Genomic DNA, 12474 nt, shown 5'->3' on the forward strand with positions numbered 1-12474 from the left:
CATGTATTACTACCTGTTCATCCTCGCCATCGGCGCGGAACGATTGGTCGAACTCGCGGTCGCCCAGCGAAACGCCAAGTGGTCGTTTGCGCACGGGGCCAAGGAGTTCGGTCGCGATCATTACCCGGCGATGGTCAGCATGCATGCGCTCCTGCTGATCTCGTGCATCGTGGAAGTGTGGTCGCTCGGCCGGCCGTTCATCGGTTGGCTGGGATGGCCGATGCTCGGCGTCGTGGCGCTCAGCACGGTGATCCGGTGGCGGTGTGTCGCCGTGCTCGGGAAGCGTTGGAACCCAAGGCTCATCGTCATCCCGGGTGTGCCGGTCGTCCGGAGCGGCCTGTACCGGTGGGTGCGCCACCCCAACTACACGGCGGTGGCCGCGGAGGTGGCCGCGCTGCCGCTGGTGCACTCGGCGTGGCTGACGGCACTCGTGTTCAGCGCGGCCAACGCCATGGTGCTGGGCGTGCGGATCCGCGCGGAGAACGCCGCGCTGGGTTACGCCTGACGATCAGAGCGAGCGATCAGGGCGCGAGGGGGCGATTCGTCCACTCCCGGCCGGGCCGGCGCGACGAGCGGAACCAGCCGCCCGCCGCGCCGGTGCCGCCGTCGGTGGGGATGGTGTGGCCGGTGACGAACGCCGACAGGTCCGAGGCCAGAAACAGGATCACGCGGGCCTGGTCCTCGGGCAGGCCCATCCGGCCGACCGGCACCCATTGCGGCCACTGCGTCTGCTCGTCGGCCGACAGCCACTGCGAGTAGGGCACCTGCAGCGATTCGGTGACGTCGGGGCCGATCGCGTTGACCCGCACGCCGTCCTGCCCCACCTGCACGGCCAGGCTCCGGGTGAAGTGGATGACGGCGGCTTTGAAGGCGGCGTAGACGGGGTCCTCGGGGTAGCCGCGCAGCCCCTCGACCGATGAGACGTTGACGATCGCACCGGCCCCCCGATCGATCATCGCGGGCAGAAAAGCGTGGCTGACCAGGAAAACGTGGTGCAGGTTGATGCGGTACAGGTCGTCCCACAGTTCGGGGTCGGTGTCGACGAAGTTGCCCGGATGGCGCAGCCAGTGGCCCACGTTGTTGACCAGCACGTCTATCCGGCCGTGGCGCTCGAGCACCGAGCGCGCCAGGCCGGCCACCTGGTCCGCGTCGCGGACGTCGGTCGTGATCGCGAGTGCGGAGCCCCCCGACGCGGTGATCCCGTCGGCGGTGCGTCGGGCCAGCTCGCCGTCGATATCGGCGATGACCACCCGCGCGCCGTGCTGGGCGAACAGCCGCGCTGTCGCCGCGCCGATGCCCCCGCCGCCTCCGGTCACCACCGCGACCCGATCGGCCAGCAGCGCGGTCCCGGGAGTTGCCTGTTCCATGCCCAATATCTTGTGCCACCGGCGTGAGTGCGCGCCGTACCCACCCTGTTAGCGCCTCAAACAGTGATGAAGGCGACATTTGCCAGGGATTCACCCGCCGTTTTCCGTCGGCGGGGGCGGGTACTCGGTTGACCTCGACGGAGGTGAAAGCGAATGGTGATGAGCGCGAACCCTTATCACATATTGCCAAGCCAGGCAATGAACCGGCGAGTTCACCATCGCCACAGCCCGCAGTCCTTTGCTGTATCGATGGCCAGCCGGTTGCTGGTGAAAAATGTGGTGCGCGCTTGGGCCTTTCAGCCCAATCTGCACTGGCCTTTCCAATATGTGGACGGTTTGGCGGGGTTGATGCCGCGATTCAACCACTCGGCACGGATCGAACCGATAAGGCTGGACAACTGTGCCGCCGAGTGGGTGCACGCGCCCGGCGTGTCCGGCAAGCGCGCGATCCTTTACCTCCACGGCGGCGCGTTTCTTACCTGTGGCCTCAACACGCACCGGTCCCTGGTGACCCGGCTGTCGCGGGCGGCGGACGCCGGCGTGCTGACCGTCGGCTACCGGAAGTTGCCGACACATCAGATCTCCGACGCGATCGAAGACGGCATGAACGGCCTGCGCTGGCTGCAGGAGCGCGGCTACGGCGGGGACCAGATCGTCGTGGCGGGCGACTCGGCCGGGGGGTACCTCGCCTTCATGATCACGCTGGCGGCCATGCGCACGCATTTCGTCCGGCCCGCCGGCATCGCGGCGATCTCGCCGTTCACCGACGCCGACCCGGCACGCAAATTGCGGCACCGCAACGCCCGCAGGTGCTCCATGTTCACCAAGGCCGCGCTGTCGATGTTCGCCCGCTATCTCGGCGAGGTGCGGCTTCCGCACGACGGGGAAAAGACTGCGCGCATCGAATCCCCGGTGGACGCGGATCTCACGTCGCTGCCGCCGGTGGCCATTCACGCCAGTTCCGACGAGCTGTTACTCCCGGACGCCGAGCTGATGGCTGAACGGTTGCAATTCAGCGGAGTTCGCTGCGATCTGCACCTGTGGGACCGCCAAATACATGACTTTCCGATTGCCGCCGACATCCTGCCGGAAGGAAGGCGCGCCATTCGATACATCGGGGACTTCATCAAAGAAGTCACCGCCGCGGCGGGCGGTTTGCCGAGCGCCCGCAAACACCGGGTAGCCGGGCGGGCGCCGCAGTTCGCCGCGGCAGCGGGATAACGGATTTCGGGCGCTAAATTCCCACGGCGGTCCTTGTCTTTGCCCGGGTTAACCGGCGTCGGGGTCGATCGCGACGATGGCCCGGGGACGGCAAACCGCGTCGACGACTTGGGTCGCAATCGGCGCCGCTGCCGATACAGTTGGTCCTCGTGAGCCCACCAGTCCCACCTGTGCTGACCGTGCGGTACGAGGGATCCGAGCGCACCTTCGCAGCAGGCACCGACGTCGTGATCGGGCGCGATCTCCGCGCGGACGTCCGCGTCGCACACCCGCTGATCTCCAGGACGCATCTCATCGTGCGGTTCGATCAGGGGAGATGGATCGCGATCGACAACGGCAGCCTCAACGGGCTCTACGTCCAGAATCGTCGCGTGCCCGCCGTCGACATCCAGGACGGCATGCGGGTCAACATCGGCAATCCCGACGGCCCGGCGCTGACGTTCGAGGTCGGCCGCCACCAGGGTTCGGCCGGGCGCCCGCCACTGACGACGTCGATACCGATCTACAACCCGGCCAGCGGGCCGAGCGCCCGGACGCCCCACAGCCAGCCGCAGCAGTTCGGCCAGCACTGGCCGGGTCAGCCGCCCCAGCGGTCGGGGCCGGTCCGCCAGCAGCCGCATCAGCCAGGGATGAGGCCGATCCACCCGCCCAGCGGTCCCCAACCGGTTCATCCCCCGAGCGGGCCGACGCCCATGCAACCGGCCAGCGGCCCGCAGCCGGCGCCGAAGATCTACCGCCCACCCACCGGGCAGATGCCGCAGGCGCCCGCGGCGGAGCCGGAAACCGCCCGCGTCGCGGAGCCCGCGGCCGGCGAGACGGGCCGCGTCGGCGACTCCACCAACATCGCGACGTCGATGATGAAAATCCTGCGGCCGGGCCGCACGTCGGTGGAGTCCATGCCGGGCTCGATCAAGATCGGCCGCGCCAACGACAACGACATCGTCATTCCCGAGGTGTTGGCCTCGCGCCACCACGCCACCCTCGTCCCCACGCCGCACGGCACCGAAATCCGCGACAACCGCAGTATCAACGGCACGTTCGTCAACGGCTCCCGCGTCGAATCCGCGGTGCTGCACGACGGCGACGTCGTCACGATCGGCAACATCGACCTGGTCTTCGCCGGCGGCACGCTGGCGCGCCGGGACGAGACCGCGACCGCGACCCGCACGGGCGGGCTCGACGTCCGCGGGGTGACCTGGACGATCGAGAACAACAAGGTCCTGCTGGACGACATCTCGCTGGGTGCGCAGCCCGGGACGCTCACGGCCGTCATCGGCCCGTCGGGTGCGGGGAAGTCGACGTTCGCCCGGCTGGTGGCCGGCTACACGCACCCGAGCAAGGGCACCGTCTCCTTCGAGGGCCACAATGTGCACGCCGAATACGCCTCCTTGCGCAGCAGGATCGGGATGGTGCCGCAGGACGACGTGGTGCACGGCCAGCTGACCGTGCAGCAGGCCCTGATGTACGCCGCCGAGCTGCGGCTGCCACCCGACACCACCAAGGACGACCGCGCCCAGGTGGTGGCGCGGGTCCTCGAGGAACTCGAGATGACCCAGCACCTGCACACCCGGGTCGACAAGCTGTCCGGCGGCCAGCGCAAGCGCGCCTCGGTGGCGCTGGAGCTGCTGACCGGGCCGTCGCTGCTGATCCTGGACGAGCCGACGTCGGGCCTGGACCCGGCGCTGGACCGGCAGGTCATGACCATGCTGCGGCAGCTGGCCGACGCCGGGCGGGTGGTGCTGGTGGTCACCCACTCGCTGACCTACCTGGACGTGTGCGACCAGGTGCTGTTGCTGGCCCCCGGCGGCAAGACCGCGTTCTGCGGGCCGCCCAGCCAGATCGGCGCGGCCATGGGCACGACGAACTGGGCCGACATTTTCAGCACGGTCGCGGGCGACCCCGACGGCGCCAAGGCGCGTTACCTGGCGCGGACGGGCCCGCCGCCGCCACCGCCGCCCGCCGAGCAACCCGCGGAGATCGGCGATCCGTCGCACACCAGCCTGCTCCGGCAGTTCTCCACGATCGCGCGGCGCCAGGTGCGGTTGATCGTCTCCGACCGCGGCTACTTCGTCTTCTTGGCGCTGCTGCCGTTCATCATGGGCTCGCTGTCGATGTCGGTGCCCGGCGACGTGGGCTTCGGCAAGCCGAACCCGATGGGCGCCGCGCCCACCGAGCCCGGACAGATCCTGGTGTTGCTCAACGTGGGAGCCGTGTTCATGGGGACCGCGCTGACGATTCGGGACCTGATCGGTGAGCGCGCGATCTTCCTGCGCGAGCAGGCGGTTGGCCTGTCCACGTCGGCGTACCTGCTGGCGAAGGTCTTCGTCTACACGGTGTTCGCGGTCATTCAGTCCGCGATCGTCACCGTCATCGCGATCATCGGCAAGGGCGGCCCGACGCAGGGCGCCGTGGCGTTGGGCATCCCCAATCTGGAGCTGTTCGTCGACGTCGCCATGACCACCGTCGCCTCGGCGATGCTCGGGTTGGTGCTGTCGTCGATCGCCAAGTCCAACGAGCAGATCATGCCGTTGCTCGTCGTGGCGGTGATGTCGCAGCTGGTGTTCTCGGGCGGCATGATTCCGGTCACCGATCGCGTCGGGCTGGACCAGATGTCTTGGGCCACACCGGCCAGATGGGGCTTCGCGGCGTCGGCCTCCACCGTCGACCTGCTCACGCTGCAACAGGCGGTGCCGTCCGTGCCGCACGACTCGCATTGGCGACACACGCTCGGCGCGTGGTGGTTCGACATGGGCATGCTGGTGCTGCTCAGCGGCGTCTACCTGGGCTTCGTGCGCTGGAAGATCCGGCTCAGGTCCGGCTGACGGCCCCGCCCGGCATCGGGTGTGCGCCGGCGGCTTTTGGTGTGCGCTCGGGGCGGCGAAATCGCGAAATCCTCGCCCCAGACGCACACTCAAAGCACTGGGCGCACACTCGATGCTTACCTAGGCCCCCTTGCGGACCGCCTGCTCGGCCGCGGCCCGCATCCGGTCCGACAGCTGCAGCAGCGCGTGTTCGCCCACCCCGTTGGGCACCGTATAGGCGAGCTGCCGTAACTCAAGGGCGCAATCGTGCAACTCCTGACGGAGGCGGGTCTCAAGGGTGGGCATGACGTCTTCCTAAGCGAGGGGCCGAGCGAAACTGTCTGCAAAAAATTTTCGCAGCACGGGCCCGCATCCGCGACGGCGGCGAAGCGTTTTTACGGGAGATTGACAGCGTTTTTACATCCGGGTGTTCAGCGGTGAACGTAATCCAACGTGACTCGCAGCAGCGCGGCCCGCCGGTTGATGCCGTCCGGCGAAGCCGTGGTGCCGCCGTCGGTCGTCACGTAGGCGACGCGGCCAGGATCACCGGGGCCGCGCCCCCATGCCGCGCTGGACGGCCCGACGAGGGTTTCGTCGAACGGGTCGCCGGCGATGTGGCGGACCTCGCTGCCGTGCCGCGGCGTCAGCGGCACCCGGTCGATCGTGTTGGCCCGATGCCTTGTGACGTAGGCGAACCCGCCGTCTTCGTCGAGGCAGAAGTCGTCGGCGTTGTCGATGGCGGCGACGAACTGCGGCGGGCCGGCCGGATCGAGGCTGGAGGAATCGACGGGCACCCGCATGAACACCTGCTGCGCGGTGGAGGTGTAGTACAGGTGGCCGGTTTGCGGGCCGTACCGCACCCCGTTGACACCCGGCTGCGGCGGGGGAGGCACGCCGCTGTCCGGGTCGTCGCCCATGGTGTCGTCTGCCAGCCAGACCCGGGCCGTCGCCCCGCGGGCGGCGTCGCTGAGGTCGACGCGCCAGATGAGCCCGGCGAAGCAGTCGGCGATCGCCAAGACGTCGGGCCCGAGGACGCACGCGCCGTTGAGCGCGCGGACGCGCTCGTCGAACGTGAAGACAACCTGCGGCGATATCGGCTCACCGGGCGTCCACGCGGCGAGATCGATTCGCGCCAAATGCGATTCGTGAGTCGTATAGCCCTCGGTGAGGCAGACGATGAACACGTCGGGGGCGACCTCCGCGATCCCTGTGACCGGATGATCGAAGGTGTGCACCAGGACAGGCTCGACCACCTCGTCGGGCCTTGCGGGCGGAACCCACCAGAGTTGTTTGTGCACGACATCCGTGACGAGGATCGACTGGTCGGCGCGCACGGCGAGGTTTTCCGGGAACTGCCCCTGCGGCAAGAACGCGACGGGGGTCAGCGTGACCGCGGGCAACGGGGCAAGGGCCATGCTTACTGCTCCAGGCCTTCGGCGTCGGCCGGGACATCGAAGGCGTTGAGCGTCATACACACCATGGTGAACCAACCCAGCAGGACCGCGACGTCCACGATGCCCGCGTCGCCGAGCAACTCTTTGGCGCGCCGGTACATGCCGAGCGGCACGATGCGCGCGGCGATCAACGCCGATGCGAGCTCGTAGACCACCTGTTCGCGGGGATCGTCGAAAGACGTGGGCAGTCCGGCGATGATCGCTTCGACACGTCGCGGGTCCAGATGCCCGCTGCGTTCGCCGATGATCTCGTGCTCGTAGCTCGCGTAGGCGCTGCGCCAATGGGCGTTGACGACATTGGTCGCGATCTCGATCTCGGCCTTCGTCAACGTCGACTCGCGCTGGAAGTAGGCGCCGGTCGGCACGATCGTCTCGGACAGCCTGGGGTTGGCGAGCCAAATCTTGTGCGGCCCGGGAACCAGCCCCCGCAATTTGCGGGTGACGTCGTAGGCCGCCCTCATCTGAGGCGACATCTCTCCAACCGGTGTTTCGACGAACCGGCCGAACGTGCCGAAATCGGGTGTATCGCTCATGTCCGCCTCCAGGGTCCAGCGTTGCAGTGCGACGAGAAAGCGGTCGTCGTCAAGGCGTCCGCGTCGGGCACGGCCCGAATTGCCCGGCATGACAAGCACTACCCGGCCTGGGTTACAGCCAGTCGAACCGGGCCCACAAACAGTGGGTACGCCGGGCGTGACGTCAGGGCGAAATGCCGCACGGAATTTTGCCGTGGCGTTACGCTGACGCGGCCCCACCGAGGGGTTAGGTTGCCGGAATGGATTTCGAACTCGACGCCGGGCAACGCGCCTGGTTGGCCGAGGTTCGGGACTTCCTCCACCAGAACGTCACCGCCGAATTGCGGGCCGAGCTCGCCGCGCACGATCTGGAGCTGCCCGACGGCGAGGTGGCACGATTTCGCCGCAAGATCGGCGCGAAGGGCTGGTTCGGACTCAACTGGCCGCGCGAGTACGGCGGGCTCGGGTTGGGCGCCGTTCATCAACACCTGCTCATGAGCGAGTTCGAATATTGGGGCGTGCCCGGACCCGACCTGACCGTCACCTCGGTGGCGCCGATGATCATGCGCCACGGCACCGAGCGGAACAAGAACGAATGGCTGCCGCTGATCGCCAAGGGCGAAATGATCTGCGCGGTGGGCTATTCCGAACCCGACGCGGGAACCGACTTGGCCGGCCTGCGCACCCGGGCGACGCTCGACGGCCAGGACTGGGTGATCAACGGCACCAAGATCTGGAACAGCGGGGCGCAGCGCGCCACCCACGAATGGCTGTGCGTGCGAACCGACCCGAACGCGGTGCGGCACAAGGGGATTTCCGTCATCATCGTGCCGATCGACAGCCCCGGCATCGAAATCCGCCCGCTCTACGCGTGGTCGGGCTACCGCACCAACGAGGTGCATTTTCGCGACGTGCGGGTCCCGGTCACCCATCTGATCGGCGAAGTCAATCGGGGCTGGACCTACATCACCGGCGCGCTCGACCTGGAACGTGGCGCGCTGACCAATGCGGGCGATTTGCGCCGCGCCGTCGACGACCTGCATCGCCTCGCGCGAAGGCCCCGGCGCGACGGCACGGTGCCCGCCCACGACCCGGCGCTGCGGCGCCGGCTGGCGCTCGCCGAGGCCGACGTGGAGGTGGCCACCCTGATGGGCTACGAGGCCGCATCGATCCTGGACGGCGGCACCATTCCCACCGTCGAGGTCAGCGTGGAGAAGGTCTTCACCAGCGAGCTGCGCCAGCGCATCGCCGACCTGGCGCTCGATCTGCTCGGCCCCGACGGCCTGCTCGCCCATCGCGGCGAGGACGCGCCGCTGTCCGGCAAGTTCGAACGGCTGTACCGAGCCGCCCCGCTGATGCGTTTCGGCGGGGGCACCAACGAGGTGCTGCGCGACATCATCGCCCAGCGCGGCCACGGAATGCCCTCGTATGGACGTTAGGCCCAGCGCCGAGCGGCGCGAGTTCGCGTCGACGTTGCGCGCGCTGCTCGCGGCGGAGGACACCGTCGGCCTGGCGCGCGGGCTGCGCGAACCCGGAGCCGACCGAACCACCCCGGCCCTCTGGAAGGCGTTGTCCGACGCAGGAATATTCGGGCTTGCCATCGCCGAGCGATACGGCGGCTCCGGGGGCTCCCTGACGGATCTCGCCGTCTTCTATGCGGAGGCGGGTCGCGCCCTGTGCCCGACCACGGTGCACAGCTCCGTGGCGGCCGCGCTGGCGATCGATCGGCTGGCGTCGCCGGAGGCCAAGGCCGAATGGCTGCCGCCGCTGGCAACCGGCAGCGTTCGCGGCACGGCGGCGCTGTGGAGCGCCCGCGACGCCGCGGTCGTCTCGCCGGCGCTGTCGGCCGAACCCGACTCGGGCGGCGGCTGGCGCCTCACCGGGACCGCCGACTACGTCGCCGACGCCGACGTCGCCGACGCCATCGTGGTCTCGGCGGCCGCCCCCGGGCGAACGCTGGTCTTCGCCGTCGCCGCGCACGCGGCCGGGGTGACCGCGGAGCCGCTGGCCATGGCCGGCGGCCACCGGGCGTTCACCGTGCGCTTCCACGACGTGCTCGCCACGGCCGGCGCGCTGCTGGGTGAGGCCGAACCGCCGGCGCTGCGGCGCGTCGCGAACACGGCGGTGGCGCTGGGCTCCGTCGACCTGGTCGGCGTCGGTGAGGCGGTGCTGGACCGCACCGTCGATTACGCGAAGCTGCGTCACCAGTTCGGGCGCCCGATCGCGTCCTTCCAGGCCGCGCAGCACCTGATCGCCAACATGCACATCGCCCTGGCCGCCGCGCGATTGGCGGCGCATTCGGCGGTCTTCTGGCTGGGGCGCGGCCGGCTGGCGAGCAGGGAAACGGCGATCGCGCGCATGCGCGCCGCCACCGCGGCCCGGCTGATCACCCAGGACGCCCACCAATTGCACGGCGGGATGGGCTATGTCACCGAGACCGACCTGCACCTGTGGAGCGAACGGGCGCGGCTGGGCGCGACGCTCGGCGGCGGAGGCGACGTCGCCGCGGCATGGCTGGAAGAAACCTTGGAGGAGAGCGCCGGTGAGTGATGAGTCTTTGATCGACGCCGAATCGGCGGCGCGGGTGGGCACCGTCGCCGCATCGGCCGGCGGCGAGGTGAACCTGCGCGATTGGCAGCGGTGGGCGGCCGCCGTGGGTGACCACAACCCGCTCTGGTTCGATCCGGAATACGCCCGCGCCAACGGGTTTCGCGACATCATCTGCCCCCCGCTTTACCTGCAATACGCCGTCCTCGGCGTCACGCACCTCGACGCGCTGCGGCCCGACGGATCCTCCGGCGCCGTCTCCGGCAGCCTCGCGTTTCCCCGCGCCCCCAAGCGGATGGCCGGCGGCGAGAGCTTCACCTTCCACCTGCCGGCCTACCACCGCGACGAGATCGAAATGATCCGCACCATCGAGTCCATCGTCGAAAAGCAGGGCCGCTCGGGCCGATTCGTCCTGGTGACCTGGCACACGGTCTATCGCAACCAGCACCGCGAGCTGCTCGCCGAAGCCTCGACCTCGATGATCGCCCGTCCCTAGGAGCACGATGACCGACCAGCAGGTGTTCTATGACGACATCGCCGTCGGCGACCACATGCCAACACTGACCGTGACCGTCGACGAGACGCAGCTCTTCTTCTTCAGCGCCGCCACCTACAACGGCCACCGCATCCACTACGACAAAGAGTGGGCCCGCACCGTCGAAGGCTACGACGATGTGTTGGTCCAGGGCCCGCTGCAGGCGGCGCTGCTGGCCCGCGCGATCGGCGACTGGATCGGTGGGCGCGGCCGCCTGGTGTCCTTCTCGGTGCAGAACCGGGCGGTCGCGTATCCCGGCCAGCCGCTGAGCTTCGGTGGCGAGATCACCGGCAAGCGCCTCAGCGAAACCGGCTCGGGGCTGGTGGATCTCGCGATCGCCGGGCGCCGCGACGCCACCGTGCTGATGCCCGGAACCGCGACGGTCGAGCTGCCCCGGCGCGGGACGCCGTCGTGACGGGGCTGCGCGGCGAGGCGGCCATCGTCGGCATCGCCGAGCTGCCCGCCGAAAAGCGGCCGAGCGGGCCGCCCCGGTTCACCCTCGACCAGTACGCGCTGCTGGCGAAGCTGGTCATCGAGGACGCCGGCGTCGACCCGGCACGCGTCAACGGCCTGCTCACCCACGGCGTGGCCGAATCGGCCATGTTCGCGCCCGCCACGCTGTGCGAATACCTGGGTCTGGCCCTGGATTTCGGGGAACGCGTCGACCTGGGCGGAGCCAGCTCGGCGGGAATGGTCTGGCGGGCGGCGGCCGCCGTGGAGCTCGGCATCTGCGACGCGGTGCTGGCGGTGGTGCCCGGGTCGGCGGCGCAGCCGCAATCCGAAAGCCGGCCGCCACCCACCCCGAATTGGTATGGGGCGTCGTCGAACAACTATGGGTCACCCCAGGCCGAATTCGAGATCCCGTACGGCAACGTGGGGCAAAACGCTCCCTACGCCCAGATTGCCCAGCGCTACGCCGCCGAGTTCGGCTACGATCCCGCCGCCGTCGCCAAGATCGCGGTCGACCAGCGCACCAACGCGTGCGCGCATCCCGGCGCGGTCTTCCACGGCACCCCGATCACCGTCGACGACGTCCTCGCCAGCCCGATGATCGCCGACCCGATCCACCTGCTCGAGACGGTGATGCGGGTGCACGGGGGAGCGGGGGTGTTGATCGCCAATCCCGACATCGCCCACCGGGGCCGCCACCGCCCGGTGTGGATCAAGGGCTTCGGGGAGCATATCGCGTTCAAGACCCCCACCTACGCCGAGAACCTGTTGCACACGCCGATCGCCCGCGCCGCCGACCGGGCGTTCGCGATGGCCGGGCTCGGCCGCACCGACGTCGATGTCGCGTCGATCTACGACTGCTACACCATCACGGTGCTGATGAGCCTGGAAGACGCCGGCTTCTGCGCCAAAGGCGAAGGCATGGCCTGGGTTACCGACCACGACCTGACCCACCGCGGCGACTTCCCGCTCAACACCGCCGGTGGCCAATTGTCCTTCGGCCAGGCCGGGATGGCCGGCGGCATGCACCACGTCGTGGACGCGGCCCGCCAGATCATGGGGAGGGCCGGCGACGCGCAGGTGCGCGACTGCCACACCGGGTTCGTCACCGGCAACGGCGGCATCATGAGCGAGCAGGTCGCGCTGCTGATCCGGGGAGACTAGCGGTGATCCCCGAATATCCCGTTCCCGAGCCCACCCCGGTCTCCCGGCCCTTCTGGGACGGCCTGACGGAGCGCCGCATCGTCGTGCAGTACTCGCCGTCGCTGGGGCGTTACGTCTTCTACCCCCGCACCCTCGCCCCGGGGACGTTGGCGGACGACCTGGAGTGGCGCGAAATCGACGGCGCGGGAACGCTGTACACCTACACCGTGGCGCGCCGACCCACCGGGCCGCCGTGGGCGGACGCGGTGCCGCAGCTGCTCGCGGTGGTGCAATGGGATGCCGGGCCACGGATCAGCACCGAGTTGGTGGGCGTCGACGCGGCCGACATTCGAATCGGAATGCGGGTGACGCCGGTGTTCTACGATCTTGACAGCGGAATCACCTTGCTGAAGTACCGGCCGGCTTGACCGGCGCAACGGTGCG

Annotated in this window: 13 protein-coding genes; 9 read left to right on the forward strand and 4 right to left on the reverse strand. The window is 69.2% G+C overall.

The window, feature by feature from the left end; genetic code table 11:
- Window position 1: 1 nt before the first annotated feature.
- Complete coding sequence (locus AWB89_RS14850; RefSeq protein WP_085101031.1) at window positions 2-505, forward strand: isoprenylcysteine carboxyl methyltransferase family protein; 504 nt, start codon at window positions 2-4, stop codon at window positions 503-505.
- Window positions 506-521: 16 nt separating this feature from the next.
- Here the strand turns inward: AWB89_RS14850 and AWB89_RS14855 are convergent, their stop codons facing one another.
- The gene (locus AWB89_RS14855) at window positions 522-1367 is read right to left on the reverse strand and encodes an SDR family NAD(P)-dependent oxidoreductase (protein WP_085101028.1); all 846 of its coding nucleotides are present in this window, start codon (window positions 1365-1367) and stop codon (window positions 522-524) included.
- A 153-nt stretch (window positions 1368-1520) separates the two neighbouring features.
- Here AWB89_RS14855 and AWB89_RS14860 point away from each other — a divergent pair, with 153 nt between their 5' ends.
- Complete coding sequence (locus AWB89_RS14860) at window positions 1521-2588, forward strand: alpha/beta hydrolase (protein WP_085174648.1); 1068 nt, start codon at window positions 1521-1523, stop codon at window positions 2586-2588.
- A gap of 140 nt (window positions 2589-2728) precedes the next feature.
- Window positions 2729-5410, forward strand: a complete 2682-nt coding sequence (locus tag AWB89_RS14865; protein ID WP_162293317.1) for an FHA domain-containing protein — start codon at window positions 2729-2731, stop codon at window positions 5408-5410.
- Between the two features lie 120 nt (window positions 5411-5530).
- Here AWB89_RS14865 and AWB89_RS27540 read toward each other — a convergent pair whose 3' ends face one another.
- From AWB89_RS27540 to AWB89_RS14875, 3 genes are all read right to left on the reverse strand, one after another.
- On the reverse strand, window positions 5531-5695 hold the full coding sequence (locus AWB89_RS27540; RefSeq protein WP_169716602.1) for a hypothetical protein: 165 nt from the start codon (window positions 5693-5695) through the stop codon (window positions 5531-5533).
- A 125-nt stretch (window positions 5696-5820) separates the two neighbouring features.
- Window positions 5821-6804, reverse strand: a complete 984-nt coding sequence (locus tag AWB89_RS14870; protein ID WP_085174650.1) for an SMP-30/gluconolactonase/LRE family protein — start codon at window positions 6802-6804, stop codon at window positions 5821-5823.
- A 2-nt stretch (window positions 6805-6806) separates the two neighbouring features.
- Window positions 6807-7376: a carboxymuconolactone decarboxylase family protein gene (locus AWB89_RS14875; protein WP_085174719.1), complete on the reverse strand. Its 570-nt coding sequence runs from the start codon at window positions 7374-7376 to the stop codon at window positions 6807-6809.
- Between the two features lie 239 nt (window positions 7377-7615).
- Between AWB89_RS14875 and AWB89_RS14880 the strand changes: the two genes are divergently transcribed.
- The 6 genes from AWB89_RS14880 to AWB89_RS14905 are packed head-to-tail and all read left to right on the forward strand — an operon-like array spanning window position 7616 to window position 12458.
- Window positions 7616-8794, forward strand: a complete 1179-nt coding sequence (locus AWB89_RS14880; protein ID WP_085174652.1) for an acyl-CoA dehydrogenase family protein — start codon at window positions 7616-7618, stop codon at window positions 8792-8794.
- Window positions 8784-9905: an acyl-CoA dehydrogenase family protein gene (locus AWB89_RS14885; RefSeq protein WP_085174654.1), complete on the forward strand. Its 1122-nt coding sequence runs from the start codon at window positions 8784-8786 to the stop codon at window positions 9903-9905. Before AWB89_RS14880 ends, AWB89_RS14885 begins: the two co-directional genes overlap by 11 nt.
- On the forward strand, window positions 9898-10398 hold the full coding sequence (locus AWB89_RS14890; protein WP_085174656.1) for a MaoC family dehydratase: 501 nt from the start codon (window positions 9898-9900) through the stop codon (window positions 10396-10398). Before AWB89_RS14885 ends, AWB89_RS14890 begins: the two co-directional genes overlap by 8 nt.
- A gap of 7 nt (window positions 10399-10405) precedes the next feature.
- Window positions 10406-10852 carry a MaoC family dehydratase gene (locus AWB89_RS14895; RefSeq protein WP_085174658.1) on the forward strand — a complete coding sequence of 149 codons (447 nt, stop codon included), beginning with the start codon at window positions 10406-10408 and terminating at the stop codon, window positions 10850-10852.
- Window positions 10849-12051 carry a thiolase family protein gene (locus AWB89_RS14900; RefSeq protein ID WP_085174660.1) on the forward strand — a complete coding sequence of 401 codons (1203 nt, stop codon included), beginning with the start codon at window positions 10849-10851 and terminating at the stop codon, window positions 12049-12051. The genes AWB89_RS14895 and AWB89_RS14900 overlap by 4 nt, the downstream gene beginning before the upstream one ends.
- Before the next feature lie 5 nt (window positions 12052-12056).
- The gene (locus AWB89_RS14905; RefSeq protein ID WP_085174722.1) at window positions 12057-12458 is read left to right on the forward strand and encodes a Zn-ribbon domain-containing OB-fold protein; all 402 of its coding nucleotides are present in this window, start codon (window positions 12057-12059) and stop codon (window positions 12456-12458) included.
- The last annotated feature ends 16 nt before the right edge of the window (window positions 12459-12474 follow it).

The sequence above is a fragment of the Mycobacterium paraense genome, from assembly GCF_002101815.1.
Lineage (GTDB): Bacteria > Actinomycetota > Actinomycetes > Mycobacteriales > Mycobacteriaceae > Mycobacterium > Mycobacterium paraense.